This is a genomic window from Paenibacillus paridis (assembly GCF_006345825.1).
Lineage (GTDB): Bacteria > Bacillota > Bacilli > Paenibacillales > Paenibacillaceae > Pristimantibacillus > Pristimantibacillus paridis.
The window spans coordinates 102,420-128,890 of record NZ_VCIX01000077.1 but is presented as its reverse complement, the minus strand read 5'-3'; the positions used below and the strand labels follow the sequence as shown (position 1 = coordinate 128,890).

Below are 26,471 nucleotides of genomic sequence, written 5' to 3'. Positions count from 1 at the left end.
AATGATGAAATTGACCTAAAACCATCTTCAATTGGTAACGATTGACACAAAAGTGTATTACGTGCATAATACACTTTAGATGTATGAAGAGCGTAGTACACACACATGTTCGGAATGAGAGGTATAGCGATGAACACAAGCGAAGGATGGACTGAAATAGCATTCAATAACAGGGATCCTGTCTATATGCAAGTCGTCCGGCACTTCAAGGAACGAATTGCCACGGGTCATGCAAAAGCAGGGCAAGCTATTCCTTCCCGCAGGGAACTAGGCGCTTTAATGAAGATTAATCCGAATACGGTTCAGAAAGCTTATAAGGAAATGGAGGATCAGCAGTTGATTGTGACGGAAGGCAATTTACCCAGCCGAATAACCCAGGATACGCATGTACTAAGTCAGATTAGAGCGGAGCTGCTTGGCAGCGCAGTCCGAGATTTTTTGCAAACCGTTCAAAAAATAGATATTCCGATCGATGAGCTGCTGCTGATGGTCGAACGCCAGTACAGGGAAATGGGGGCAAAGCATGATTGAGGTTAAGGAAATTCGCAAGCGTTATCGTCGCCGGAATGTGTTGAACGGGGTTTCTTTTACGGCGGCCAAAGGAGAAATCACCTGTTTGATCGGAACGAATGGTGCAGGAAAATCGACGGTTTTAAAAGCGATCATGGGCCTTACTCCAGTTTCGGGAGGGACGATTCACATTGATGGCCAAACTCTCATGCCAGAGCTTTATGAGAAGATTTCTTTTGTACCGGATCATTTAACGATGCCTGCCGGCATGAAGCTGTCCGATGCGCTTCGTTTTATGGCGGATTTTTATGATAGCTGGAATGAGAAACGGGCGGATGAGCTGATGAAGTTTTTTCGGCTGGAGCATGCGGTCAAAATCGGCAGCTTGTCCAAAGGAACCGCTGCAAAGTTTAGTTTGGTGCTGGGCCTGGGGCAGGATTCGGATTATTTGCTGCTCGACGAGCCATTCTCCGGCATCGATCTATTCAGTAGGGAGGCCATTACAGAAGTGTTTACCAGTGACTTAATCCAGCATCGCGGCGTGCTGCTTACGACACATGAAATCGGGGACATGGAACATCTCATCGATAAAGCGGTGTTATTAAAGGATGGAGTGGTCAGCCAATCGTTTCATTGCGAGGAGATGCGGAGCGAGGAAGGCAAATCGGTTATTGATGTGATGAGAGAGGTGTACAGGGCATGAATCGTTACTTGAAGCTGGTACATATGGAAATCCATCGTTTTCGTTGGATTCTCATCGCTATGATGGGGATCACGGCTATTTTTCAATTCAGTGGTTTGATTTGGACGCTGAAGAAAGCTATGGCGCAATTTGAGGAACAGAAGATTCAGGGAAGTGATACGCGGAAATACTTCGATTCGGTTCCCGATACGCTTACGTTCGAGTGGGCGATGTCGAATACACAAATGTGGTTTATTTTACCGGTTCTGCTCTGTATTGCTGTTCTGTCTTTATATGTTTTTTTCATCTGGTACCGGGACTGGATGGGACGGCACACGTTTATTTATCGGTTGCTAATGCTGCCGACAGCAAGACACAATCTTTTTTTGGCCAAAATAACGGCATTGCTGCTGTTCGTGTTGTCCATAGTTGCCTTCCAGCTGGTTATGCTGCCTGTTCAGGAGCTAGTGCTTAAGCTTGTTGTTCCTGCCGAGCTAAGGTCGGAATCCCATATTGTAGACGTCATTAACATAAATCAGGCACTGGTCGAGCTGATTCCGCGGCAATTTGAACAGTTCTTTTATATTTACGGTTTGGGGACGATCGCTGTGTTAATGCTTTTTACCGCCATTTTATTGGAAAGAAGCTATCAGCGCATGGGGATTTTATACGGAATACTTTATTTGGCAGGCTGCGTTTTGGTTGTAGCTGCTCCGTTTTTGTATTTTGGACTTGATAGCAGCATTATTCCTTTATATCCTATGGAAATTTATGTTTTGGTATTGTTATTATTCTTCGTTGTGGCAGGCGTATCGGTGTGGCTGGGTTCGAGGCTGCTGGCCAAAAAGATTACGGTGTGAGGAGAATGGCGATGAGACGTTACTGGTTTTCTATAGCACTATTGCTGCTTTCGGTGAGCGGCATTGGCACATATTACTTCGTAGGCATTCTGAATCATTTGCCGAAATTTCAAATCGAAACTGTTCAAGGGAATGCCAAGGAAGGCGCGGCAGTTGTTTTATCAGGTTCGTATTATGGCGATATGCGCTCCGAGTTTCTGGAGGTAAGCGTGAAAGGCAGCAAGTATTATAAAGAAAAAGGCAACTTTCGCACGGATATATTGCAGGCCAATTCATGGTTTTACGAGAATCTTGAAATGCAGCAGCTTTTGAAGGACCATAAAACCTTTATGCGGGGCAAAGATAATGTAGGCGGTTTTTACCGAGATGATGAAATAGTTATTTATGCTGATTTGTCTACAACTACTCGAAATACGAATGCTCCCCATGCAAAGCTACAGCTTTCGTTTTTAGATGAAGAGTCGGAAAAAGTAGTTCGCTTCAAATCGATTGCGCTGGGTTATTCTGATGATATCTATGCAATAGAAGACGTTCAGCGCGTGGAGAATGAGGCGCACATCCTATTTAGAAAGTACAGCAACCAAAAAACATATGAATTGGTATATGTTTTTGATCTAAAAACAGGCAAGCAGCTTCGACAAGTGGATGTAAGCAGCCAGGCTAACGAGAGAAAAGGGCAGGATGTGCAATTGACGAAGATTCAAAACAAAAGCCTCAACAATGCGAACGACACGATCTTCTTTGTAGGAAGCACAGGCGATGGAGAAGACAGAAAAGTGTTCTATTATTCTTATTCCTATTTAACCGGTATTCTGACCGAGCGGGAAGAGCCATTGTGGGAAGGCAGATTTGTAGTATACGGCTTACAAAATGAACTCATTTATTACGCGGAGATTGACCCTCACGTTGTGACATTATCCGTGTACAATACGGAAACAAATGAAAGAAAGCGCAGCTATGCGACAGTTACTGCGGAACAGCTTGGCGTGGATGAAATTAAAGCCGCAATCATCGAGTCGGATCGTGCTTATCTATATTTGATAGATCATGACGATACTTCCGGAGTAGCGGTGCTTAATCTTGAAGATGGCAAGCTGTTGTTTAAGGGATTTGCGGCTCCAGTAAGCGGGGAGGAGCTGACAGAGGAGGAACAGCAAGAAAATCTTCATTTGAACAATATAAACATCGTACAGAGTCTTGAAAATTAAGATTAACGGAGAAAAGATATGAGTGCAGTGACTAGTTTGAGTCAAAAGGTAGCTAGGTTAAGAGGGCTGGAGCCGCTTGCCTATCAGACTGCTTATTTTCTACTGCAGGACGAGGAGGCCGCGGCCGAGGCAACCAAAGTAGCCCTACTGGAAATAAGCCAGCATGATGGATTGAACAGGGACTCGCCAGAGCAGCTTCGCAGTTTAATAAAAAAACTGGCGATTCGCGCGGCGTTGGTTAAACCAGGAGCATATATGCAAAGCACAAAAGCAGTTAGTTGGCTGAATTAGAGTTCGGCAGCTGCAGTAAAAAGTGAATTAGCTAAGAGAAGCTGCCCCCTATGCTCACTTGCAGGGTGCATGAGGATTTACGCTGAATCGCAGCAAGTAGGAGGATTTATGCTGAAATGCAGTAGGCAGAAGGGTAATGCTCCCTTGCAGTAAGGAGGACGAATATACTGAATTGCAGTAAGCAGGATGCTTTTCGCCGAGTTGAACACATTCATATGAAGATTAGCTGGAAAAAATCCTGTTAATTATTACCATGGAATGGGCCTGAAGGATTTACATGGAATTTCTCCCTCTAATTCAATCGTTTATGCTCATAGGAGCAGAAAATGGTGGATATAGAGGGAGTTTTTCCTGTTAATCAATCAAAAATCCATGAAAAGCTAGAATTAACGGGACATTTTCCTGTTAATGCGAATGGTGGTAGTTAGTTTGTTAATGCTGATGATAGTAGTATGTTTGTTAATGCGAATGGTGGTAGTTAGTTTGTTAATGCTAATGATAGTAATATGTTTGTTAATGCGAATGGTGGTTGTTGGTTTGTTAATGCTGATGATAGTAGTATGTTTTTTAATGCGAATAGTGGTAGTTGGTTTGTCAAAGCTCATCTGGCAAGCTACCATTGTTATACCCGCACCCGCACCCGCACCCGCACCCGCACCCGCACCCGCACCCGCACCCGCACCCGCACCCGCACCCGCACCCGCACCCGCACCCGCACCCGCACCCGCACCCGCACCCGCACCCGCACCCGCACCCGCACCCGCACCCGCACCCGCACCCGCACCCGCACCCGCACCCGCACCCGCACCCGCACCCGCACCCGCACCCGCACCCGCACCCGCACCCGCACCCGCACCCGCACCCGCACCCGCACCCGCACCCGCACCCGCACCCGCACCCGCACCCGCACCCGCACCCGCACCCGCACCCGCACCCGCACCCGCACCCGCACCCGCACCCGCACCCGCACCCGCACCCGCACCCGCACCCGCACCCGCACCCGCACCCGCACCCGCACCCGCACCCGCACCCGCACCCGCACCCGCACCCGCACCCGCACCCGCACCCGCACCCGCACCCGCACCCGCACCCGCACCCGCACCCGCACCCGCACCCGCACCCGCACCCGCACCCGCACCCGCACCCGCACCCGCACCCGCACCCGCACCCGCACCCGCACCCGCACCCGCACCCGCACCCGCACCCGCACCCGCACCCGCACCCGCACCCGCACCCGCACCCGCACCCGCACTCCATCTCACTTCGGATAATCTTCAACCGCTAACCTACCTTCCACTCCACGCCGTAGGTTTAAACACATTCAAGCTCTGTTCGCTACCCTACTAAATCCTCTTAAACGGTCTTTAAAAATAAAGCTAATGGTTGGAACATCGCTGCTGTTCTGTATGCCAAATACGGAAAAGTGTGTTAATTTCGGTTACGATTCGTAACATTCTTGGCTAGAATGGCCCCAAGCTTCGCTTTACACTTAGAAAAGAAAGCGCTTCAAAAAACCGAAACAGAGGAGGAATTAATAATGAACAGAATGAAATACGGCAGAGGCATCGGTGTGTTGATCGCTTTGCTGCTACTATTTCAAACCGCGTTTTTGGCCCCTATGGCCATAGCGGAGGCTCAAACAGCAGGTACAAATGAGATCGTTTACACCTATGAGGCTGAGGCTGCTAGCAACACGCTGACCGGCAAGGCTGAGGTGAAGCCCTGCGAAGCAGCCGTGGGCTGCTCAGGCAGTCAGCTAGTCGGAAGCTTGTGGGGAGGATCGACGCTGCAATTCAATGCTGTTCAGGTTGCAGCCGCAGGCGTGTACACGATGACCGTGCATTACATCTCCGGCGACCCAAGATCCTTTGCTGTTAGCGTGAATGGCGGTGCCAGCGATCGTTATGATCTGCCCAAAACCGCAGATTGGAGTACGCGGGGCGTCTACGAGCTTCAGCTTGAGCTGGTGCAAGGCGCGAATACCATCAAATTCGATGACCAAGGCGGCTATTCTCCGGACATTGACCAAATCGAGCTGCGTCTTGCTAGTTCAGACACAGATCCGAATGAGCCGCCGGCTGGAAGCGGACAAGTCTATGAGGCAGAGGCATCTCAAAACGCTTTAACAGGCAATGCAGGCATTAAAGCATGCAAAGCGGACACCGCCTGCTCCAGCAATCAGAAGGTAGGCGATATTTGGGGCGGGTCTACGCTGACATTCAACCAGATTACCGTTCCGTCCGAAGGCAATTACACGCTGAAGGTGAGCTACATTTCCGGCGACCCGCGTGCGGTATCGATTAAAGTCAACGACGGCGAGGCAGAGCCGTATTCCTTGCCAGCTACGGCAAATTGGGATGCGCTCGGCGTGTTCACGATGGAAGTTAAGCTGCAAGCGGGAAGCAACGCGATCGTATTCGATGATAACGGCGGATGGTCGCCGGATATTGATAAAATCGAGCTTATTCGTTCTGATGCGCCAGGCGAGGAGCCGGGGAACGTGGATGGCATAGGCAATATCGGAGCGGAGGTCGCTGCCTCCAAATTCGGTTCGATTAAAGTAGCGCAGCATAAGTCAGGCGTGACGCTATCCAATGGCACCTACAAAATTACTTATAATACGGACTCCGGTCTTGCCATGTACGATTGGAATGGCAAGACCGTTGCCAAAGGGCTATATAGCAGCATCCAATTGGACAAGCAGCTAGACAGCGTCAACTATGCGGAGCATAAATTCACCATGAAGCAGGTCGAGAAAATCAAGGACGGCCACGGCAAGGGCATCCGGGTGACAATTGAAAACCGTCAGGCCGGCCTACCGACAATGAAGCAAATTTATCAAATCTATGAAGATAAGGTTTATTTTTTAATTAGCCAGCAGGTTACGGGCAATGCAGAAATGAGCACGAACGATATTTCCCCGCTGGTTCTGAATGCGAAGGGCGGCGTCGACCTCGGAAGCTATTCGGATAACCGTGTGCTTGTAGCTCCTTTTGACAACGATGCGTGGTCCCGCTATCAAGCGCGTACGATAAATACGAGCCTCAACAATCATAACTATGTGAGCTCGGAATTAACGGCAATCTATGACAATGCAAGCCGCAGCGGTCTCGTTATTGGTTCGGTGACCCATGACCAATGGAAAACAGGCATATATTGGAGCGGATCTAACGACCGATTGAATAAGCTAAAGGTGTACGGCGGCTTCACGTCTTCCACGTCAACGCATGACAGCATCGCCCACGGCAAGGTGTCCGGCAAGACGATCACCTCACCGCAAATTCTTGTCGGCTACTATGCCGATTACCGCACAGGGCTAGAGAGCTTCGGGCAGGCGAATGCCGCTGTTGCGCCACCGCTTGCGTTCAAGCACGACGTGCCGAAAGGCGTTCCGGTCGGCTGGAACAGCTGGGGAGCCTATGAGAGCGACCTAAGCTACGACAAGGTTGTAGCTGTATCCGATTTCTTTAAGAAAAATTTGCAAAAGTCTTCGTTCAGCAATAAAGGCAATGTTTATATCAATATGGACTCTTATTGGGATAACCTATCCGAGCAGGAGCTTAAGCAAATCGTCAAGGTCATTAATAAGAACGGGCAAAAAGCAGGCATTTATTATGGCCCATTCGTCTATTGGGGCGATAATATGGATCAGCTTGTTGAAGGCACGAACGGGAAGTACAAGTACGGGGATATTATTTTGCGAGACCTGAATGGCAATCCTCTGCCGAAGGTGGACGGTGCTTATGCCATTGACCCCACCCACCCAGGCTCGAAGCAGCGTATCGAGTATTATTTCAAACGTTTCCTAGATTACGGCTATGAATTTATCAAAATTGATTTCTTAAGCCATGGTTCATTCGAAGGAAAGCATTTTGATCCGAAGGTACAAACCGGCATAGAAGCCTACAATCAAGGCATGGCCCATATCAACAAAGTACTAGGCGGGAAAATGTTCATTAGCGCCTCTATCGCACCGTTATTCCCTAGCCAATATGCCCATGCAAGAAGGATCTCCTGCGATATTGACGGTACCCTGAGCAAGACGGAGTATCAATTGAACAATTTGACCTACGGCTGGTGGCAGGACGGAACGATTTATCCGTACACAGATCCGGATTATATGACACTAGCGAAGGGCGGTTCTTTCGAGGCTGCGCAGACTCGGGTGAATGCCGCTGTCATTTCTGGAACGGTATTTCTGAATTCGGATGATGTGAGTAATCCGGCGGCACAGGATTTAATGAAGAAGCTGCTTACGAACAAGCAAGTCAATGAAGTCGCGCTGAAAGGGCAGGCGTTCCAGCCTGTTGAAGGCAATACCGGCACAGGAGCGGCGGATACGTTCGTGAAGCGGGACGGGAAAGACTATTACGTTGCTGTGTTCAACTACACGAATGAGGCAACCAGCAAGACGATAGATTTCAAACGTGCGGGCATCCCTTCCGCGTCGAAAGCCAAGGTTGTCGACTTGTGGTCGAATGCATCAAGCCAGGTTACCGGACAATTGAAGGTAGAGCTAAGCGGCGCGCAATCGAAGCTGTATAAAATTACCGTAAAATAATGCCGTGTCGGCCGGAATCGGCCGAGCTGCCCCAAACCTGAAGAACCCCTCAAGCTGCTGCTTGAGGGGTTCTTCCTTGCCTGCGTGTAAGACGATCAGCGGCCCGGGATACGAATGGTAACGGTTGTCCCAATTCCAAGCCTGCTGTAAATGGAAACGCCGTAGGAGTCGCCATAGAGCAGCTTTATTCGGTTGTCCACGTTGCGTATGCCATAGCCAGACAACGTATCCCCGCTTACGGGGAGCTCCCTAGCGCTTTTGCCGTTCATACGCATGCCCATGCCGTCATCGATAATTTTCAGCACGACATCAGGCCCCTCGGCGTAAGCTTTAATCATGATCGTAATGCCCAGCTGATCGTCCCAAATGGCGTGATTCATCGCATTTTCAACAAAAGGCTGAAGCGTCAGCTTCACGATCGAGCACGGCAGGACAGCCTCCTCAATCTGATAATGAACGCGAATCAGGTCGCCGAACCTTACTTGTTGAATGGCTACGTAATAACGGGTAAGCTGCACCTCCTCGTGGATCGAAATACGGTTCTTTCCTTTATTGAGGGAAATGCGATAAAACTTGGCTAAGTCCGTCACCATCTTGTTCATTCGAGGATCGGAATTGCGAATGGCAAGCGATGAGATGGACGCGAGCGTATTGTAGAGGAAATGAGGATTGATTTGGGCTTGCAGGACGTTCATTTCTGCTTCGCGCTTGTCGATTTCCTTCTTGTAAACGTCGGATATTAAATTGTTGAGCCGCTGTGACATTTTGCGCAGCACATTGCCGAGCTGCCCAATCTCATCCCGCCCGAGCGGCCGGATATCTACAAAATCAAATTCTTCCTTCTCGATTCTTCGAATGATGCCAACGAGATATTCGACGCGTTTAGTGAATAACCGGGCTGTGACATAAATAAGGATGGCCATCACCCCAAAGCTGATAAGGGCAAAGATCAAGATCCGTTTTGCGGTGCTGTCTGCTTTGGACAGGAAGCTGCTGTAGGGAACGAGCGAGACGCTCTTCCAGCCAAATTTGGTCGTATTGTAGACGACAAGCACTTTTTGCCCGTTAAAGCTGCTGTCAAACCGTCCTTCGCTTGCTGCGGGAAAAGGTTCCTTTATATATTCCGTCAATGGACGGTTGAGCATGCTCTTGTCCTTCGTGGACATGATCTTGCCATGCTCGTTGACGATGAGTACCGTCTTGTCAGACGTTTCTTTCTCCATTAGGCGATAGATATCGGATTCCAAAATGTTAATCGTCAGTATGCCGTATACGGTATCCAGCTTGCCGATATTCAGCATCCGTGCCAGCGTAAACATAGACGGCTGGTCGACGACGGGCGGAGTCGAGACGAACCGGACGTTCCCGTAGGTGTTAAGCAATGAACGGTACACGTCGGATTTTCGGAATTCGTCATCCATTCTTCGGATATAGATATCGTCCGTTGGAAGCGAATCGTTATTGATATAAACCGAAATCGATTTGATATCGGGGTTCGTTGTCAGCATATTGGAGAAGGTGCTGTTAATGTACTGATAAGCATCCACATACATGGAAGGATCGATAGAGTAATTCGTTGTCAAATAGGCACGAAGCGTGCTGTTCAGGTACATCGTCGCCGAAAGCTTGGTATAGGTGTCCAGCTTATTTTCCAGATTGGAATTGATTTGGGCAATCGACGAGACTGAATTCGTGTACATTTGGTCGGATAGCTCGCTCTTGATCGTTTGATAAGAATATAATACGAAAAATAACAGAGGGATAATCGCGCCTAATAAAAACATGACAAACAGCTTTTCTCTCAGCCGTAAATTATTGAAGGGCCTGGTAAACCAGCCCGTTAGCCGTTTCATGCTTGTTCACCCCAGCTTAAAAATACATTTTGCGAAATTCGTTTGGCGTGCTGCCTCGGTGCTTTTGAAAAACCGAGCAGAAGTAGGACACGTTCTCATAACCTACGCTGTGGGCGACCTCGCGCACCTTAAGCGCTTTATCCTTCAGCAGCTCAGCCGCATGATTGATTCTTACCTTGGTTAAATAGTCAAGGATAGTCTCGCCCATCTTTTCCTTAAATATGGAGCGGATATAGTTAGGGGAGAGGTAAACCTCCTTGGCAATCTCTTCAACGGTCAGCGGCAAGTGATGCCGTTCCGCGATCAGCCTTACGATTTGCTCGGCAATCGCCTGATTGCGGTCGACTTCTCGCTCGCTGGCGGCTTTTCTCATTTCGTCGCAAAAATGTAGGACATAGGCTTGCATATGCGCAATAGAACTCATTGCAGAGATTGCTTTCCAATGGTCTGCTAACAGAAGCTCCTTAAGCGCGCCTGCCAGAAGCATGGAGAAATGCTGCTCCAGCGTGGTCAGCAGCCGAATTACCGCCCGGATGACAAAATTCCGCTCCATCCGCTCCTCCCGAATCGAGCCGAAGAGTAGCTCAAGCTCCTGCTGGACTTGCTCGAAATCTCCCGCTTGAATAGCAGCGGCAAGCTTCGCCGAAGTCTGCTCAACGTCTTTATCCGATTGCACCGTAGGCAGAAGCTGGTCGGTACGCATCACGCCTCCGGTCAGCCTATAAAATTTTTCTTCATTAGAGGAGCGGGCCTGCATATACGTTTCCCAGATTTTGTCCACCTCCGATTGCGGCGCAGACAAGCCAATCGTAACCTGGCAGCCGAAGGAGGAAGCGAGCTGAGCGTGGAAATCTTCCCAGAAAGCGCTACTCGCGACTGCAGAAGGCCGTTCGTTTTTCCATTGGAGAAGAATAAACAGAGCAAGCGGCGCAGCTTCTACAAGGGTGAAGGATGCCCAGGTACGCCTGGCGATCGCCCGGACAAATTCCGTTCGGTCCGCAGGGTAGGCATCTGTCGGCAAGGGTGCAGGACCGCTGTACTCTGGCGACGGGTCAAAGGTAATGTAAGCGGACTCATATTCTTTGCCCGGAACAAAGTCGCTGGCGCTGCGCTCCCACTTCTGGCTCCATTCTTGTCGGAGGAGAGGATTGCTCTCGCTGATTAATCGCATCATGAGCTTCTCCCGCACCCATTCGCCTCCTTGATCTGCCAGTTGATCCTCCTCGCATTTTTTCTTCACTTTCTCAAGCAGCGCGAGCAGCTCTTCCATATCAATCGGCTTTAATAAATAGCCGGTCGCTTCAATATTGAGCGCCGCCTTTATATATTGAAACTCGTTATGGCCGCTTAAATAGATGATTTTCACATTCTTATCCATTTGCTTGGCTCTTCGCCCAAACTCGAGGCCGTCCATGATCGGCATGCGAACATCCGTCAAAATAATGTCAGGCTTCAGCTCTGCCAGCCTGGCCAGCGCTTCTTTGCCGTTGCGCGCGGTCCCGGCGACCGTAATGCCAAGCTTATCCCATGGCACATAATGCTCGATGGTCTCTAGCTCTATTACTTCGTCATCTACGATTAAAATACTGTACATGCCCGTCTCCCACCTTTTATCTCATGTATCAGGATGTCTAACTAGTTTATCCGCTATGATACATTTCAACAATGGAGCAAATGGATTATTGTCATTTTGAGCTACGAATCGGTAAATGCTTGTATAGAATGAGCGGCTCGCCAGACCTATAATGAAAACACAAAGCAACGCAAGACTGGCAGGAGGCTATAAAATGGAATCAATAATGAAAGCGGAACCAAGTAAATCGGTCCCACCACAAGGGAAGCGGAAAATCGGAAAATCGAATGTATGGGGAAGATTGAAGGAGCAGCGGCTATTGTATGTGCTGATGCTGCCGGCCTTAGTCGTCACACTGTTATTTTCTTACGTACCAATGTTTGGCTTATACATGGCCTTCATTAATTACTCGCCGGGCGGCGGCTCATTCTTTGGCCAATTTTTCACAACAGAGTTTGTTGGTCTCGAATGGTTCAATTATTTCTTTACGAATGGCGATTTTTATAGGGTTATGCGCAACACGCTCGCCCAAAGCTTCTTATCCTTGCTGTTCGGTTTCCCCATGCCGATCCTGTTGGCGCTCATGATTAATGAGCTGAAGAACGGATGGTTCAAGAAAACCTTTCAAACGGTATCTTATATGCCTCACTTTATTTCATGGGTCATCGCGGCAAACATCATTATTACGGTGCTCTCCTCCGGGGGCGTGCTTAACAATATTTTGACCGGGCTTGGCTTCATCGATGAGCCGATTCAATTTATGCAAAAAGGGCCATTGTTCTGGTGGATCATCGCTATCTCCAATACGTGGAAGGATATGGGCTTTAACGCCATTATGTACCTGGCAGCCATATCGGCAATTAACCCAGAGCTATATGAGGTCGCAAAGGTTGACGGGGCAAGCCGGCTTAAACAAATTGTTCACATTACGCTGCCATCGATCAAACCGACCGTTATTATTCTCGCGATTCTTGCTGTCGGCGGCATTCTGAATGCCGGATTTGACCAACAATTTTTGCTGCAAAACAATACGGTCCTGCAATATTCGGAAGTTATCGATACGTATACGTACAAATACGGTTTGCAAAACGGGATGTTCTCTTACGGTGCAGCAGTCGGTTTATTCAAATCAGTCGTCGCATTCATCCTTGTCTTAAGCGTTAACACGATGGCCAAAAAAATGAATGAGCAGTCGCTGTTCTAGTAAAAAGGAAGAGGAGATCACGCTATGATCAAGTCCAAAAATGATTTTCTGTTTATGTCCGGCGTTTACTTATTTATCATCGCGGTATTTATCGTCACTTTTTATCCGTTCTGGAATATTTTCATTATCTCGCTAAACAGCGCCGAGGATACGCTGCGGGGGAATTTATATTTGTGGCCGAGAGATTTCAGCTTGGCGAGCTATCAGCAAATTTTGAACGATAGCGAGATTTGGGCGGCCATTAAAGTTACAGTGCTGCGGACGCTTGTCGGTACGCCGCTCGCCGTCGTAGTCATCAGCATGCTGGCGTTCTCGCTCAGCAAGAAGGAGCTTGTAGGGAACCGTTTCTGGTCGCTGTACTTCGTGTTTACGATGTATTTTGGCGGTGGACTGATTCCTTACTACATGGTTCTGAAGAGCCTGCATCTAATAGACAACTTTATGGTATTTATTTTGCCAAGCATGATGAACGTCTTCTATATGATTATCGTGCGGACCTTTATGCAGCAGCTGCCTCAGGAGCTGGACGAGTCGGCCAAAATGGATGGCGCCAATTACATGCAAATTTTCTTTAAAATTATTTTGCCGCTGACGACGCCGGTGCTTGCAACCATTGGGATGTTCACGGCAATCATGCACTGGAATTCCTGGTTCGATTCATACGTCTTCACGTATAGCGCGGATTTGAAAACGCTGCAGGCGGTTTTGGTGAAAATTTTGAACCAATACCAGACGGGGGCAATGGTTGGCGATGCGCAGCAGCTTGCCGATGCATCCAAACGGATGGCGGTATCGCCGGATACGATTCGGATGGCAGCGACAATGGTCGCGACGCTCCCTATTTTGATGGTGTATCCGTTCCTTCAAAAGTACTTCGTTAAAGGCATGACGCTTGGTGCTGTAAAGAGCTAACCGGTACGAAGTTATGATAGGGGGTGATGCGAACGCTAGCGGAAATGATTTTTGGTGAAATTGTACTATAATAAGATCACGTACAAGGGGGATTTATACGATGAAGATGAAAAAATGGCTAGTTATGTTTCTAAGCGTTATCGTTGTGATTACGGCTTTATCCGCTTGTGGCTCCAATAATACGAAGAATAACGGAGAGACAGCGCCCGAAGGCAATGCAGCCGAAGGTGCAGACTCTACCGAACCGCTTACGCTTACTTTCTTCGATAAGAACACTGGCGATAAATTCACGAATGCGGTAGCGTCGGAAATTACGAAGCGTACGGGCATTACGATAGAAATTCAACAGCCGACGGGAAATCCCGCGGAGAAGCTCAATCTGATGTTGGCGAGCGACGATTTGCCGGACATGATCTTGTTTGACCGCAGAAGTGACCTGGTTAATAAATATATCGAATCAGGGGCAATTATCCCGTTAAATGAACTCATCGAAAAATATGGTCCTGACGTAACGACGATGTACGGCGACGTACTGAATAAAACACGCTACAAGGATGGCAAAAACTATTACCTCTCCAATTGGTATGGCGTTGAAAATGAACCGGTTTACGGCTTCAACATCCGTAAAGATATTTTGAAGGAGCTTGCTCCTGACAAGGCTGAAGGCGGCGTGCCGTTCACTGCTTCCGAGTTCAAGCAGCTGCTGCAGGATTTCAAAGCAAAATATCCGACGATTGAAGGCAAGGACTCGACAGCGCTTACGATGGATGGAGAAAACTTCGGCGGATCGTTTGGCACATTCAAAGGAATGTTCGGGCTGAAGCAATTCTACGAGAACAATGGCCAAATCCAGTTCGATGTCAAAGACCCTAAATACCGTGAAATGGTTATGTACATGAATGATCTATACCGCAGCGGATTGCTTGACAAAGAATGGGCAATTAACAAGAAGCAGGTTTGGGAACAGAAGCTAGCAACAGGTACTGTCTTTGCTTCCACCGGCTCTTATTGGGATCCAGGCGCTGCCAATACGATTTTGTTGAAAGACCGTGGCGAGCAGTCGCAATTGTTCCCTTACAAAGTGGTAGCTGACGGCGTAGACCCTGGTCAAACCACTTACGGCGGCCGCAGCTCACTAGGCTGGGATGCCATTACAATTACGAAGAAAAACAAAAACGCAGAACGTACGATGAAGTTCATGAACTTCCTTGCGAGCGAAGAAGGCCAATACCTGCTTATGTGGGGCGTTGAAGGCGAGCACTGGGATATGAAGGATGGCAAACGCACACCTCGCCCAGAAGTATTGGAAGGCTTCAAAAATGATTTTAACAACTACGCGAAGTCAACAGGTATCCGCAAATGGACGTGGTTCATCAAGAACGGCAAAGGCTCCGACGGAACTCCGTATGACCTGGCAGGCCGTTACGAGCGTGGCGTAGTGGATCAGATGGCAATCAAGAACCTATCCGATTCGGTCTATGATACGGTCCTCTTTGACGCCCTTGGGCCTCAAGGCGGCACGGTTGAAGCGCTGAATGAACAAAAGGTGAATGATATTACGAAGCAAGCCCTGACAAAAGCGATTATGGCTAAGACACCGGAAGAAGCGGGCAGCATCTTTGACAAAATGTTAAGCGATATGAAAGCTGCGGGCGACGAAAAGGTTGAAGCTATTTTCACAACAAATTACAAAGAACGCGTGGAGCTTTGGAAATAATCCAAACGGCGCTTTGGGGGGCCGGCTCAGCCGGCCCCCTTTCATTTTAACAAAGGAGCTGAGGAAGAATGGAAATCGGAACATTTAAGCTGGAGCATGGACAGAATGAATTTATAGTGGAGAATGGTGTCGTTCAGGCAACGGCAAACCTGACGAATGGCGAGCTTACGCTGCGATGGAGCAGCGGCGAAGCCTTGAGCGGCCTTTATGCGGAAGCTCGTTATGGTCTAGCGCAGCTGCGCTCTACTTATTATACGAAGCATGCTGTTCGCCAGTCAGGAATTCAACCGATTGAGGATGGCTATGGCAGAGGGTTGCGCTGGAGCTTTGAGCATGAGGAGCTTGGCAAGCCAACGCTGCGCCAGCATTTCCGGATGTATGAGCAGCTTCCGTATTTGCTCACAGAGCTTGAGGCCGAAAATGAATTCGAATGGGAAACCAATGAACTGACGCCATTAGCTGCCTATTTGAATGACGGTAGCGTGGCCGAATTTGGAGATAGCGCAGAGCCGGTCGAGGAGATCAGAACGCTGTTTATCCCCTTTGATAACGACAAATGGGTACGCTTCGCTTCCCATGCGATCCCTTGCAGCGTGCAAAGCTATGAGACGACAGCGATTTATCGCTCGCAGAGCAGAAACGGATTTGTTATTGGCTCGGTTACGCATGATAGCTGGAAAACGGGCATCGTCGTGGAAGGCACCTTTGCCGAAGCGGTTGGCCGGCTTCGCGTTTTTGGCGGCGCTGCCGACATGCAAACTAGAGATACATTAGCTCATGGCGCCCTTCGCGGCAAAAGCATCGTATCGCCAACGATCTTCGTAGGCGCGTTTGCCGATTATCGCGACGGGCTGGAACAATACGGCAAGGCTAATGCGGTGCTGACACCGGCCCTTCCGTGGGAAGGCGGCATTCCGATGGGCTGGAATAGCTGGTCTGCCGTTATGAGCAAGCTGGATTACGATGTCTATACGCATACCTCTGATTTCTTTGCCAAGGAGCTGCAGCAAAACGGCTTTGCTGACGACAACGACAGCTTATACGTGAATTTTGATGCGTTTTGGAATAGCTTGCCGGAGGAGCAGCTGAAGGATGCTGTTCGAAGAGTAAAGGGGAATGGCCAGAAGCCGGGCATCTATTATACGCCATTCGCGTTCTGGGGAAGCGATCCGGATTCGCCGGTAGAAGGAACCGATGGCCGCGTGCTCTACCGCGACATTCTAATCAAGGATCAAGCGGGACGGCCGCTGCCTAAGCTCGATGGAGCATTCCCGATTGACCCAACACATCCTGAAGCGCAGGAGCGAATCAAGAGAAGCTTGGACAGCTTTGTGGAGCTTGGCTTTGATTATGTGAAGCTGGACTTCCTCACGCACGGCGCGATGGAAGGGATTTTTCACCAAGACGGCGTGCGGACGGGCATACAGGCCTATAATATCGGCATGGCGCTGGTTAGAGATACGCTTGCGCCGGAGCGGGTGGGCCGTCCGTTCTTGATTAATTTGTCGATCGCTCCGCTGTTTCCGCACGGCTATGCTCACAGCCGCCGGGTTTCCTGTGACGCTTTCGGAACGATTAACGATACGGAATATATGCTTAACGCGCTTACCTACGGCTGGTGGATTAATGACAATCTGTATCGCTATAACGATCCTGACCATGTGGTATTGTACAAAAGCGACAATCAGCGCGCAACGAGCGAGCACGAGGGCAGAAGCCGTTTGAACAGCGGGGTGATATCCGGCACTTCCCTGCTGCTCGGCGATGATTACCGTGTGGAGGAAGCCGCGCGCCGCGCGAAAGCATGGATGACGAACAAAGAGGTCATGGCGCTTGCGAAGCGCGGGGAAACGTTCCGTCCGGTGGAGGGCGTTAGCGGCACCAAGGGTGAGGATTTATTTTCGCTTAGCTCAGGAGAAGAGATTTATGTAGCAGCCTTTAACTTTGACAATGAGAACGAAACGGTGAAATCCGCATCATTCGCAAGAATAGGCATAGATTCCTCTAAGGGGATAATCGTTCGTGACTTGTGGAGCGGGCAAGAGCAGCGGATAGAAGCAGGCGCATCGGAATATAGGATCGAGCTGTCAGCGTCTGAGTCGAAGCTTTTGCAATTCGTACAGGCTTAAAGGCAACCAAGACGGCTTAATTCGCAGCAAAATGAAGAGATATGAATGTTTATTAGGCAAAATAACAAAATTTGCGAAAAATCCGTGACCTTTGGCGGGCTTCTCCGTATTATCCCTTATAGCGATTTTTTTTCGCATAAACCAAGAATGACTTGGAAGGGGAGAGATGTCATTGAGCTTCATGGATCAGAACCAGAACCAACCGCCTAACCAAAGCATGAGCGGACGAAGACCGCCAGAGCTTAATCCGGCTACGGTGAGGAAGATCATTATTGGCGGCGTTATCGCCGTGCTAGCAATTTTTCTAGGGTCCTCATCATTCTACACCGTACAAGAGCAGGAGCGGGCGGCAATCCTGACGTTCGGCAAATATTCGGGGGAGACTTCGGCGGGACTGCATTTTAAATGGCCCTATCCGGTCCAGCAGGTAATCACCGTTCCGGCTGAGCTCACGCAGCGTATTCATATCGGCTACCGTCAAGAGGGATCGGCTGCGATTCCAGTTGATGAGGAAGCGATGATGATCACGGGCGATGAAAACATCGTATCGGCAGATGCGGTCGTTCAGTGGAAAATCAGCAATATTCATGATTATTTGTATAATATCTCGGATGCAGAGCAGTTCCTGCGCAATGCGGCCAGCTCATCGATCCGTGCGGTTATCGGCTCGGAGAAGCTTGATTACGCGATCACAGACGGAAAAACCGTCATTCAGGATAAGGTTCGCGAGAAGCTAATTGAGCTGCAATCGAAGTATCAAACGGGCATTCAAATTATTGATATCAAGTTCCAGGATATTGAGCCGCCAAGCGGTCAGGTTGCAGAAGCCTTCCGCGAAGTAACGAATGCGCGCGAGGAGAAAAACACAAAGATCAACAACGCAGCAAAATATGAGAATGACCGGATTCCTAAGGCGCGAGGCGAAGCGCAGGCGCTTCTGGAGAATGCGGAAGGCCAGAAGAAATCACGGATTTTGAACGCAGAGGGTGACGTTGCCCAGTTTAACGCGATTTTCGGAGAGTACAAAAACAATCCGAATGTTACCCAGAGCCGTTTGATTTTGGAGACGCTTGAGAAAATATTGCCAAATGCTAAAATTTTCATCACCAATTCTAACAGCGACACGGTAAACTATTTGCCGCTGAATGAGCTGATGCGCAGCAGCGATACAGGTAGCGCAACAACGCCTCCTGTAACGACGCCACCGGTTGCAGAAGCTCCGCAAGGAGGTACTGCACAATGAAAAGAAACCAGTGGATAACGCTTATTATTGTATTGGTCGTGGTTATTTTAGGTTCGGGTTCGATGTACATCGTCAAGGAAGGCGAATACAAGGTCGTGCTACGCTTCGGTGAAGCAATGAGAGCGGTGCCGGAGCCGGGCCTTAAGTTCAAGCTTCCGTTTATCGAAAATGTCTCAACGCTGCCTAAATATCAAATGACTTACGAAAGCACTCCGACAACGATACTTACGAAGGACCAAAAGCCGATTGTCGTGGATAACTACACGGTATGGCGGATTACGAACGCTTCGCAATTTCTAAGAACGGTACAATCGGTCAGCGGTGGCGTTCAGCGGATCGACGAGGCCGTATACAACTCCGTAAGACGTAAGCTATCGGAGGTTAATTACGATAACATCATTAGCGAGAACACAGCGCGGGGCAATATTAATGATGAAATTACGAAGGATGTTATTACGGCTTTGACCAGGGACAATTACGGCATCGAAGTCATCGATGTCCGGATTAAGCGTACTGACTTGCCAGAAGAGAATAAGCAAAGCGTGTACAACCGGATGATCTCCGATCGTCAATCGATTGCTGCACGCTATTTATCCGAAGGTGACGAGGAATCGCGCAAAATCACGTCGAAGGCAGACCGTACAGCAACGGAGCTGTTGGCACAGGCACAAGCGGATGCGAAGAAAATTGTAGCGGAAGGCGAGCGCGAGGCAGCGGTTATTTATAACAAAGCCTACGGCAGCGACCCGCAGTTCTACAACTTCTATCGTACACTGCAAAGCTACTCCACCACATTGCAAAACGAGCCGGTCATCATGATCCCGATCGACTCGCCTTATGCAAAAATATTGCTAGGCAAATAGAGAAGAAGCTTCCCGATTTTGGCGGGAAGCTTCTTTTTTTGCTTTTTCTGTACGGCATCGCTGGGCTTAGCAGCGGCTGGGCTCAAGCTTAGTGTTGAAGGCGGGGCCAAGACGGCTGTAAGAACGTATATGCGCTAACAGAGTCAAACTAGCCTGAGTAAGTTGTTTGTAAGAGCGTATGTGCGCTAATAGAGCCAAACTAGCCTGAATTACTTGTCTGTAAGAGCGTATGTGTGCTTACGGAATGATTTCGGCGTTGAAGGTGGCTCGAACGGCGGCTGTAAGAACGTATATGCGCTAATAGAGATAAACTAGCTTGAATTAGTGTCTGTAAGAGCAAATGAGTGCTTACGGAATGATTTCGGCGTTGAGGGTGGCTCGAACGGCGGCTGTAAGAACGTATATGCGCTAACAGAACCAAACTAGTCTGAGTATGTTGTTTGTAAGAGCATATGTGTGCTTACAGAATATTTTCGGGGTTGAAGGTGGCTCGAAAGGCGGCTGTAAGAACGTATATGCGCTAACAGAGCCAAACTAGCCTGAGTAAGTTGTTTGTAAGAGCGTATGTGTGCTTATAGAATGTATTTGGCGTTGAAGGTGACTCGAACGGCGGCTGTAAGAACGTATATGCGCTAACAGAACCAAACTAGTCTGAGTAAGTTGTTTGTAAGAGCGTATGTGTCCTTACAGGATGTATTCGGCGTTGAAGGTGGCTCGAACAGCGACTGTAAGAACGTATATGCGCTAACAGAGATAAACTAGCCTGAATTAGTTGTCTGTAAGAGCAAATGAGTGCTTACGGAATGATTTCGGCGTTGAAGGTGGCTCGAACGGTGGCTGTATGAACGTATATGCGCTAACAGAGATAAACTAGTCTGAGTTAGTTGTCTGTAAGAGCGTATGTGTTCTTACAGAGTATCTATGGATGGGGAACAAAAGTGGTTGGACGGCACTAATTAAAGTGAATATAAAAAAATGATCTACTCGCGCAGCCCCAACGTAATTGATATCCCTTACCTATTAAGCGGCTATCAAAGCAGCATATATCTTGCATTTGTGTTACTTGTAGATTACTTGAATTCCTTTAAAGTTATAGATGTGAATAGAGGTAGAGCGATTGTCAAGCCGAGAAATGATAACGCTTTATTTTCTGCAGGCAGTAATAAACGCGGGGTTTAGATCTGAACTGAAGGAGTGACTGGAAATGAGCAGAACTAGAAGGTTTCGCAGCAGTATCAGTATTTTCATTATGATTTGTATGGTTATTGGTTTATTTACTGGACTAGATTCACCGTCCGTTCATGCGGCGGGGACCGCCATTAGTGTTCCTAATGGGAGTTTCGAGAACGATTTTGAAGCGTGGTCAACGAGCTTTACAGCGACTGATGGAGTAAGCCCTATTACAATTCAAGGAAGCTGGATCCCGAGCGGAGGTGGGACGAAGCGGCTCGATTACTGGAGTGCTGCAGCCTACACTGCGGATACGCAGCAGACGATAAAGGGTTTGGTTAACGGCAGCTATACTCTTTCGGCATGGGTAGAGCGGGGAGCGGGTTTTCAGGTGAGTTACCTATATGCAAAAGACACTGGCCTTCCGGAAGTAAGAAAAGATGTGCCGCAAAGCAGCGATTGGGTGCAAATTCAGTTGCCTGTCGTGGTGACGAATCATCAGTTGACGCTTGGCGTATATGCGGATGGTTTGGCATTGGCAAGCAACTATATGGGCGTGGATAACGTAACGCTTATGCTTGATGAAGCTGCTCCTGCCAAAGATTTGGAGAATACCAGTTTTGAAACCGGGTTAGCAGGCTGGGAGACTAGTTTCGGACCGGAAGGCAGCACAAGCCCGATAGCTATCAAATCAGATTGGTCGCCGGCGGACGGTGGTACAAACCGGCTGAATTACTGGAGCGATGCCCCTTATACGGCAAACACTTATCAAACGGCAACAGGCCTTGCGAATGGAGCTTATACATTGACGGCTTGGATTTCAAGCGGAGGCGGTTTTAACGAGAGCTACATATATGCTAAAGATACCGGCCGCGCAGAGGCAAAGGTTGCTATACCGGTGAGCAGCTCCTCTTGGACGAAAATTAGTCTGCCGGTCATTATAGAGAACAACAGCGTTACGGTCGGTTTTTATGCGGACGGCCCCGCAGATGCGTGGCTAGGTATCGACTTGGTCTCCTTAGTGAAGGACGAGGAAGTTGAATTGGAGCCCGTGGGTATAGCGATCGGAAATTTTAGCTTTCAAGCTAATGGAAAATCGCAGGAGCTTGACGAATGGACCGAAGCTGGCGATGCGGATGCATCGTTCGCGGATGCTCCCGGCTATTTGAGCAGCTACAGCCTGTCTCATTGGTCAGACCGTGATTATAAGGTGACGACTTCGCAGACGTTGACCGGCCTAGAGAATGGCTATTATACCTTGACGGGCTGGGTGCAAAATAGCGGAGGTCAGCATGCCAGCTATTTGTTCGCCCGCGATAATGGCATGTCGGAAGCACGGGCGGCCCTGCCCATTGGCAGCACCTGGACGAAAGTGTATCTGCGGGGCATTCAGGTCATGAACGGTAAGATAACGATTGGTTTGCACTCCGATGCGAATGCCGGAAACAGCGTGAAGCTGGATGTGGTCGAGCTAGTGAAGGACGACCAAGCCTACCGATTCCTCAAGGGCGGAGACGTATCGGAGCTGTCCTATGTGGAATCGCAGGGCGGCAAGTTTTTTGACGAGAACGGACAGGAAAAGGATTTATTTCAAATTCTAAAAGAAAACGGCCATGACATTGTGCGGCTGCGCGTCTACAACGAGCCAGGCAAAGGGCATGGCGACGGCAGTTATTATCGTCCGGCGGGCATTATGGATAAAGCCGATATCTTGAAGCTTGCGAAACGCGCGAAAGCGGCAGGCTTGCAGATACAGCTGTCCTTCCATTACAGCGATTATTGGACGAACGGAGCCACGCATAACATTCCGAATGCCTGGCAAGCGGCTATCAATGACTTGACCACGGAAGCGGCAAAAGTCGATAAGCTCGAAGAGCTGCTGCGGGCTTATACGGCTGAAGTGATGGAAGCCATGGTGGCGCAAGGAACAGCACCGGAATTTGTATCATTAGGAAACGAAATGCAATCTGGCATTTTGTTCCCTTACGGCAGGGCGTCCAGCACAAGCTGGGGCAATCTGGCACGTTTCCTTCAAGCAGGCGCGGAGGCGGTCAAGACTGCTTCTCCGCAGTCCAAGGTCATTCTCCATCTGGATGATGCGGGAAACTATAGCAAATATGAAAGCTTTTTTGATCAGATTGAAGCGAGAAACGTTGACTATGATATTATCGGGCCTTCGTATTATCCGTTTTGGACAGATCTGACGATTGAGCAAATCGTAGCGTTTTGCAATTATTTTAGCGAAAAGTATGATAAGGATATTATGATTATGGAAACCGGCTATAACTGGAATCCGGCACTGCCTAACGGAACGATCGGCCAACTGAACGACAATGGCCCGTATCCGGCAGACACGAGCTCACCGCAAGGCCAAAAGGAATTTATGATCAACTTGTTCAACGGCTTAAAGAGCGTAAACAATGGCAGAGTGATTGGCGATCTGTACTGGGATCCGATTATGATTGCCGTCCCGGGTGTAGGCTGGGCAATCAAGGAGGCTGACGACCAACCGGACTTGAATGTCGTGTCAAACACAACGTTATTTGACTTTGGCGGCAAGGCATTGCCTGCCCATGACGCATATAAGCAGAATACAGAAGGATCAACCTTTGGTCATCTGTCAGGCGTTGTTCAAGGAACTTCGGGCAACCGAATCGCTTCTGCCACGATTCAAGCAATGGTAAATGGCAAGACGCATACAACAACATCCGATGCTGCCGGCAACTATTTTATACCGGATTTGCCGGTAGGCACCGCGTATGAAGTGACTGCCTCCAAAGAAGGATACCAAGCTGGCAACAGAATGGTTCAGTTGGTGAATGCCGGAATGTTTACCTCGGGCCAAAATATTACGTTAACGGGCGGTTCCGTTTCAGGCGTAGTGAAGGACGCGGAGCAGCGAGTCATTGCCGGCGCCATTGTTAGCGCCAGCATAGGCGGTGCAAACTATAACACGATAACGGATCAAAATGGTCAATACACGCTTGCAGATTTGCCTGCGGCAGAGGCCGTGACCCTCAAAGCGCAAAAAGAAGGTTATGCGGCAGGAGAAGCAAGCGGTATCAAGGTAGCCATTGGTGCTGTCCAATCCGATATTGAGCTAAGGCTTGCATTGAATTCCGGCACGATTACAGGGATGATTCATGGATCCGATCAATTGCCGATAGCAGATGCAGAGGTTAGCGTCGTTGTTGGCGGAAAAACGTATTCTGCAGCATCCGGCGAAGATGGACAGTATACGATTTTGCATGTGCCAGCAGGAGCGGATTACAGCGTAAAGGCAGTTAAAAAGGGATATTTGACAGCCAATGCGGCTCCGATTGCAGTTGCAGTCGGCTTGACGACAAGCGGCGTTCATGTGGAGCTGATTCTCAATTTTGGCACAATTACGGGCATCGTCACAGACAGCTCTTATTCTCCTGTAGAAGGGGCAACCGTCGTTGCGGTTAAGGGCGAGCAGACGTATAGGGCTCAAACCGACGCTTCCGGAAAATATAAGCTCACGGATATGCTAGGAGGAAGCGGGTATACGGTTACGGCGAGCAAGTCCGGTTATTTAAATGGAATGGCAACCGGAGTAACGATAGCTGCGCTTACCGCAAATGCGCCTCTATTTTTGCAATTGGCGACGGTTATTCCATTGACGAATGCTAGCTTTGAGACACAGGGTGCTGATAGGTATGCGATACCGGGCTGGACGATTACAGGCACCGAGAATGCTACCTTTATTCAAACCCATGCGAATGCAAAGGATGGCCGTTATGTGTTCTCGCATTGGCTGGCAGGTGCGTACACTTCTGATGCTCACCAGACCTTAACCGGTATAGCCAACGGTTATTATAAGGTCAGCGGCTGGTTCTATAACGGTGGCGACCAGAAGGAATATTACATGTACGCCAAGGATTCAAGCGGCGAGCTGGCGAGGCTCGATATTCCGAAGAGCAGCTCGATGACTGCTCAAAGCATGGATGTGTTGGTCAAAAACGGCGAGCTGACTATTGGTTTCTATGCGGATGCGAACGCAGGAAACTGGGCGCTGATCGATGCAGTCTCCGTAGGTTATTTGGGAGCAGGAACAGGCAGCATTTCCGGAGTGGTGCAAAATGAATCCGGTGCGAAGCTGGCAGGTGCTGAGGTCAAGATAACGATAAATGGCATTGAATACACGACAGCTACGAATGCAGAAGGTGAGTTTATCTTGGGTAATCTTCCTGTGGGCATTAATTATGCTTTATTTGTAAACAAAGCGGGTTTCCAAGCCAATAGCGTATCTGATATAAGCGTGGCAGACCAACAAACGACAACGGGTATCAGGCTGACACTAACGGAGGAAAAGGTAGAAGCGACACCAACGCCAGAAGCGACTCCGACACCGGAGACAACGCCGACGCCAAGTGTAACGCCAAAACCAGAAACGACACCGAAGCCGGCGGCAACTCCAGTGTCAACTCCGTCAACGACTGCTCCAGTCTTGCCGGTGGTTCAGGTTGATTTGAAACAGGCAGATAAAAATGAAGCGGAACATTCGGTAACGGTAAGCGCAGCTCCTGCCGCAGGAGCGATTGGTGTCGTCGTAGAAGTTTCTGCGCAGCAGATTGCGGAAATGGCTAGCAGCTCGATAAATAAGATTATACTTAAAACGGGCTTCGCTACCTTTTCACTTTCGATCGAGTTGTTTAAAGACATCATCAGCACATCGTCCAGCAGCGTTCAACTAACCGTGGAGAAATTAGATGCTGGAACCTTATCATCCGAGCTTAGGCAGGCACTCAGCGGAAATACCGTTTATGACTTTGCTTTAACGGTGGATGGCAAGAAGCTAACCGATTTCGGAAACGGCATGATCAACGTCAAGCTGCCTTATGTGCTTGGTCAAGGGCAAAATGCCCAGAGTGTGGTGGTTTATTATGCCACGGATGACGGTAAGCTGGAAATTGTAAAAAACGCCAGTTACGATGCCGAGTCGGATACCGTATCCTTTAGTCCGAAGCATTTCAGCAAATATGCAGCAATTTACAACGCTGTTTCATTTACGGATCTAACCAAGGTGGCATGGGCACAGCAAAGTATTGAATTTTTGGCTGCTAGAGGCATCATCAGCGGATTTACAAATCAAACCTATCAACCGGAAGCATCCGTAACTCGTGCGCAATTTTTGCAAATGCTAATGGGAATTTTGGAAACGCCAGAAGCAGTGCAAAACTCGTCCTTCACGGATGTGAAGGAAGGCGCATGGTATGCACCGGCTGTTGCAGCCGCAGAGAAGCTTGGTATCGTTAATGGAAATAGCGACGGAAGCTTTGGGGGGAATGACGTCATTACCCGGGAAGAGATGGCTGTTATCCTGCACCGTGCATTGCAAGTGAGCAAGGTCATATTAGACACAAATCGGAGTTCGGAATCCTTTGAGGATCAAGCAGACTTTGCCGCGTATGCTGCAGAAGCTATTCGCGACATGCAGCTTGCAGGCCTGATTAATGGTATCGGCCAGGATAGATTTGCACCTAAAGCGAGTGCGACGAGAGCGCAAGCGGCCGTGATTTTAGAGAGGCTCTTCCATACGATTCATAAGACTGATTAATTAGGATTGGCAGGGCGTCTTCCATTAGGAAGGCGTCTTTTTTTGTTATTCATACGCAAAGAGGAAAAACGAATAAAATCAGAATATTATCCATGATGACCAGCGTATAATCAA

16 protein-coding genes are annotated in these 26,471 nt (G+C 49.0%); 13 read left to right on the top strand and 3 right to left on the bottom strand.

Annotated elements, in window-relative coordinates; translation table 11 throughout:
• Nucleotides 1-129 precede the first annotated feature (129 nt).
• Genes FJQ58_RS08120 through FJQ58_RS08100 form a run of 5 tightly spaced genes read left to right on the top strand, consistent with a single transcriptional unit; the run spans nucleotide 130 to nucleotide 3,551 of the window.
• The gene (locus tag FJQ58_RS08120) at nucleotides 130-531 is read left to right on the top strand and encodes a GntR family transcriptional regulator (RefSeq protein ID WP_139992124.1); all 402 of its coding nucleotides are present in this window, start codon (nucleotides 130-132) and stop codon (nucleotides 529-531) included.
• A complete protein-coding gene (locus FJQ58_RS08115) occupies nucleotides 524-1,213 on the top strand; it encodes an ATP-binding cassette domain-containing protein (RefSeq protein ID WP_139992121.1) in 690 nt (229 codons plus the stop codon). Before FJQ58_RS08120 ends, FJQ58_RS08115 begins: the two co-directional genes overlap by 8 nt.
• Nucleotides 1,210-2,052: a hypothetical protein gene (locus tag FJQ58_RS08110; protein WP_139992112.1), complete on the top strand. Its 843-nt coding sequence runs from the start codon at nucleotides 1,210-1,212 to the stop codon at nucleotides 2,050-2,052. Before FJQ58_RS08115 ends, FJQ58_RS08110 begins: the two co-directional genes overlap by 4 nt.
• 11 nt (nucleotides 2,053-2,063) lie before the next feature.
• Nucleotides 2,064-3,260 (top strand): hypothetical protein, encoded by a 1,197-nt coding sequence (locus FJQ58_RS08105; RefSeq protein WP_139992110.1) that lies wholly within the window; start codon nucleotides 2,064-2,066, stop codon nucleotides 3,258-3,260.
• An 18-nt stretch (nucleotides 3,261-3,278) separates the two neighbouring features.
• On the top strand, nucleotides 3,279-3,551 hold the full coding sequence (locus tag FJQ58_RS08100; protein ID WP_139992108.1) for a hypothetical protein: 273 nt from the start codon (nucleotides 3,279-3,281) through the stop codon (nucleotides 3,549-3,551).
• Between the two features lie 386 nt (nucleotides 3,552-3,937).
• Here the strand turns inward: FJQ58_RS08100 and FJQ58_RS32275 are convergent, their stop codons facing one another.
• On the bottom strand, nucleotides 3,938-4,813 hold the full coding sequence (locus FJQ58_RS32275) for a hypothetical protein (RefSeq protein ID WP_162341379.1): 876 nt from the start codon (nucleotides 4,811-4,813) through the stop codon (nucleotides 3,938-3,940).
• Nucleotides 4,814-5,088: 275 nt separating this feature from the next.
• Here FJQ58_RS32275 and FJQ58_RS08090 point away from each other — a divergent pair, with 275 nt between their 5' ends.
• The gene (locus tag FJQ58_RS08090; protein WP_238403896.1) at nucleotides 5,089-8,112 is read left to right on the top strand and encodes a carbohydrate-binding protein; all 3,024 of its coding nucleotides are present in this window, start codon (nucleotides 5,089-5,091) and stop codon (nucleotides 8,110-8,112) included.
• Nucleotides 8,113-8,207: 95 nt separating this feature from the next.
• Here FJQ58_RS08090 and FJQ58_RS08085 read toward each other — a convergent pair whose 3' ends face one another.
• Together FJQ58_RS08085 and FJQ58_RS08080 are read right to left on the bottom strand one after the other, a co-directional pair.
• A complete protein-coding gene (locus FJQ58_RS08085) occupies nucleotides 8,208-9,965 on the bottom strand; it encodes a sensor histidine kinase (protein WP_139992106.1) in 1,758 nt (585 codons plus the stop codon).
• A gap of 16 nt (nucleotides 9,966-9,981) precedes the next feature.
• Nucleotides 9,982-11,559: a response regulator gene (locus FJQ58_RS08080; protein WP_139992104.1), complete on the bottom strand. Its 1,578-nt coding sequence runs from the start codon at nucleotides 11,557-11,559 to the stop codon at nucleotides 9,982-9,984.
• A gap of 193 nt (nucleotides 11,560-11,752) precedes the next feature.
• Here FJQ58_RS08080 and FJQ58_RS08075 point away from each other — a divergent pair, with 193 nt between their 5' ends.
• From FJQ58_RS08075 to FJQ58_RS08045, 7 genes are all read left to right on the top strand, one after another.
• Nucleotides 11,753-12,742 (top strand): ABC transporter permease, encoded by a 990-nt coding sequence (locus FJQ58_RS08075; protein WP_202915233.1) that lies wholly within the window; start codon nucleotides 11,753-11,755, stop codon nucleotides 12,740-12,742.
• 24 nt (nucleotides 12,743-12,766) lie between these two features.
• A complete protein-coding gene (locus tag FJQ58_RS08070; protein ID WP_139992102.1) occupies nucleotides 12,767-13,654 on the top strand; it encodes a carbohydrate ABC transporter permease in 888 nt (295 codons plus the stop codon).
• A gap of 100 nt (nucleotides 13,655-13,754) precedes the next feature.
• Nucleotides 13,755-15,371 (top strand): extracellular solute-binding protein, encoded by a 1,617-nt coding sequence (locus FJQ58_RS08065; protein ID WP_338016132.1) that lies wholly within the window; start codon nucleotides 13,755-13,757, stop codon nucleotides 15,369-15,371.
• A gap of 68 nt (nucleotides 15,372-15,439) precedes the next feature.
• On the top strand, nucleotides 15,440-17,500 hold the full coding sequence (locus tag FJQ58_RS08060; RefSeq protein WP_139992100.1) for an alpha-galactosidase: 2,061 nt from the start codon (nucleotides 15,440-15,442) through the stop codon (nucleotides 17,498-17,500).
• Nucleotides 17,501-17,666: 166 nt separating this feature from the next.
• A complete protein-coding gene (gene hflK / locus FJQ58_RS08055; protein ID WP_238403894.1) occupies nucleotides 17,667-18,743 on the top strand; it encodes an FtsH protease activity modulator HflK in 1,077 nt (358 codons plus the stop codon).
• Complete coding sequence (gene hflC / locus FJQ58_RS08050; RefSeq protein WP_139992098.1) at nucleotides 18,740-19,606, top strand: protease modulator HflC; 867 nt, start codon at nucleotides 18,740-18,742, stop codon at nucleotides 19,604-19,606. Before hflK ends, hflC begins: the two co-directional genes overlap by 4 nt.
• Nucleotides 19,607-20,810: 1,204 nt before the next feature.
• Nucleotides 20,811-26,357, top strand: a complete 5,547-nt coding sequence (locus FJQ58_RS08045) for a glycosyl hydrolase 53 family protein (RefSeq protein ID WP_139992096.1) — start codon at nucleotides 20,811-20,813, stop codon at nucleotides 26,355-26,357.
• Nucleotides 26,358-26,471 lie beyond the last annotated feature (114 nt).

Bases quoted from the DNA above. Each gene is read 5' to 3' on its own strand.
- FJQ58_RS08090 (WP_238403896.1), top strand. From the start codon at position 5,089: ATGAACAGAATGAAATACGGCAGAGGCATCGGTGTGTTGATCGCTTTG.
- FJQ58_RS08070 (WP_139992102.1), top strand. From the start codon at position 12,767: ATGATCAAGTCCAAAAATGATTTTCTGTTTATGTCCGGCGTTTACTTA.
- FJQ58_RS08060 (WP_139992100.1), top strand. From the start codon at position 15,440: ATGGAAATCGGAACATTTAAGCTGGAGCATGGACAGAATGAATTTATA.
- FJQ58_RS08085 (WP_139992106.1), bottom strand. From the start codon at position 9,965: ATGAAACGGCTAACGGGCTGGTTTACCAGGCCCTTCAATAATTTACGG.
- FJQ58_RS08100 (WP_139992108.1), top strand. From the start codon at position 3,279: ATGAGTGCAGTGACTAGTTTGAGTCAAAAGGTAGCTAGGTTAAGAGGG.
- FJQ58_RS08075 (WP_202915233.1), top strand. From the start codon at position 11,753: ATGGAATCAATAATGAAAGCGGAACCAAGTAAATCGGTCCCACCACAA.
- FJQ58_RS08115 (WP_139992121.1), top strand. From the start codon at position 524: ATGATTGAGGTTAAGGAAATTCGCAAGCGTTATCGTCGCCGGAATGTG.
- FJQ58_RS08120 (WP_139992124.1), top strand. From the start codon at position 130: ATGAACACAAGCGAAGGATGGACTGAAATAGCATTCAATAACAGGGAT.
- hflC (WP_139992098.1), top strand. From the start codon at position 18,740: ATGAAAAGAAACCAGTGGATAACGCTTATTATTGTATTGGTCGTGGTT.
- FJQ58_RS08080 (WP_139992104.1), bottom strand. From the start codon at position 11,559: ATGTACAGTATTTTAATCGTAGATGACGAAGTAATAGAGCTAGAGACC.
- FJQ58_RS08110 (WP_139992112.1), top strand. From the start codon at position 1,210: ATGAATCGTTACTTGAAGCTGGTACATATGGAAATCCATCGTTTTCGT.
- FJQ58_RS08065 (WP_338016132.1), top strand. From the start codon at position 13,755: ATGAAGATGAAAAAATGGCTAGTTATGTTTCTAAGCGTTATCGTTGTG.
- FJQ58_RS08045 (WP_139992096.1), top strand. From the start codon at position 20,811: ATGAGCAGAACTAGAAGGTTTCGCAGCAGTATCAGTATTTTCATTATG.
- hflK (WP_238403894.1), top strand. From the start codon at position 17,667: ATGTCATTGAGCTTCATGGATCAGAACCAGAACCAACCGCCTAACCAA.
- FJQ58_RS08105 (WP_139992110.1), top strand. From the start codon at position 2,064: ATGAGACGTTACTGGTTTTCTATAGCACTATTGCTGCTTTCGGTGAGC.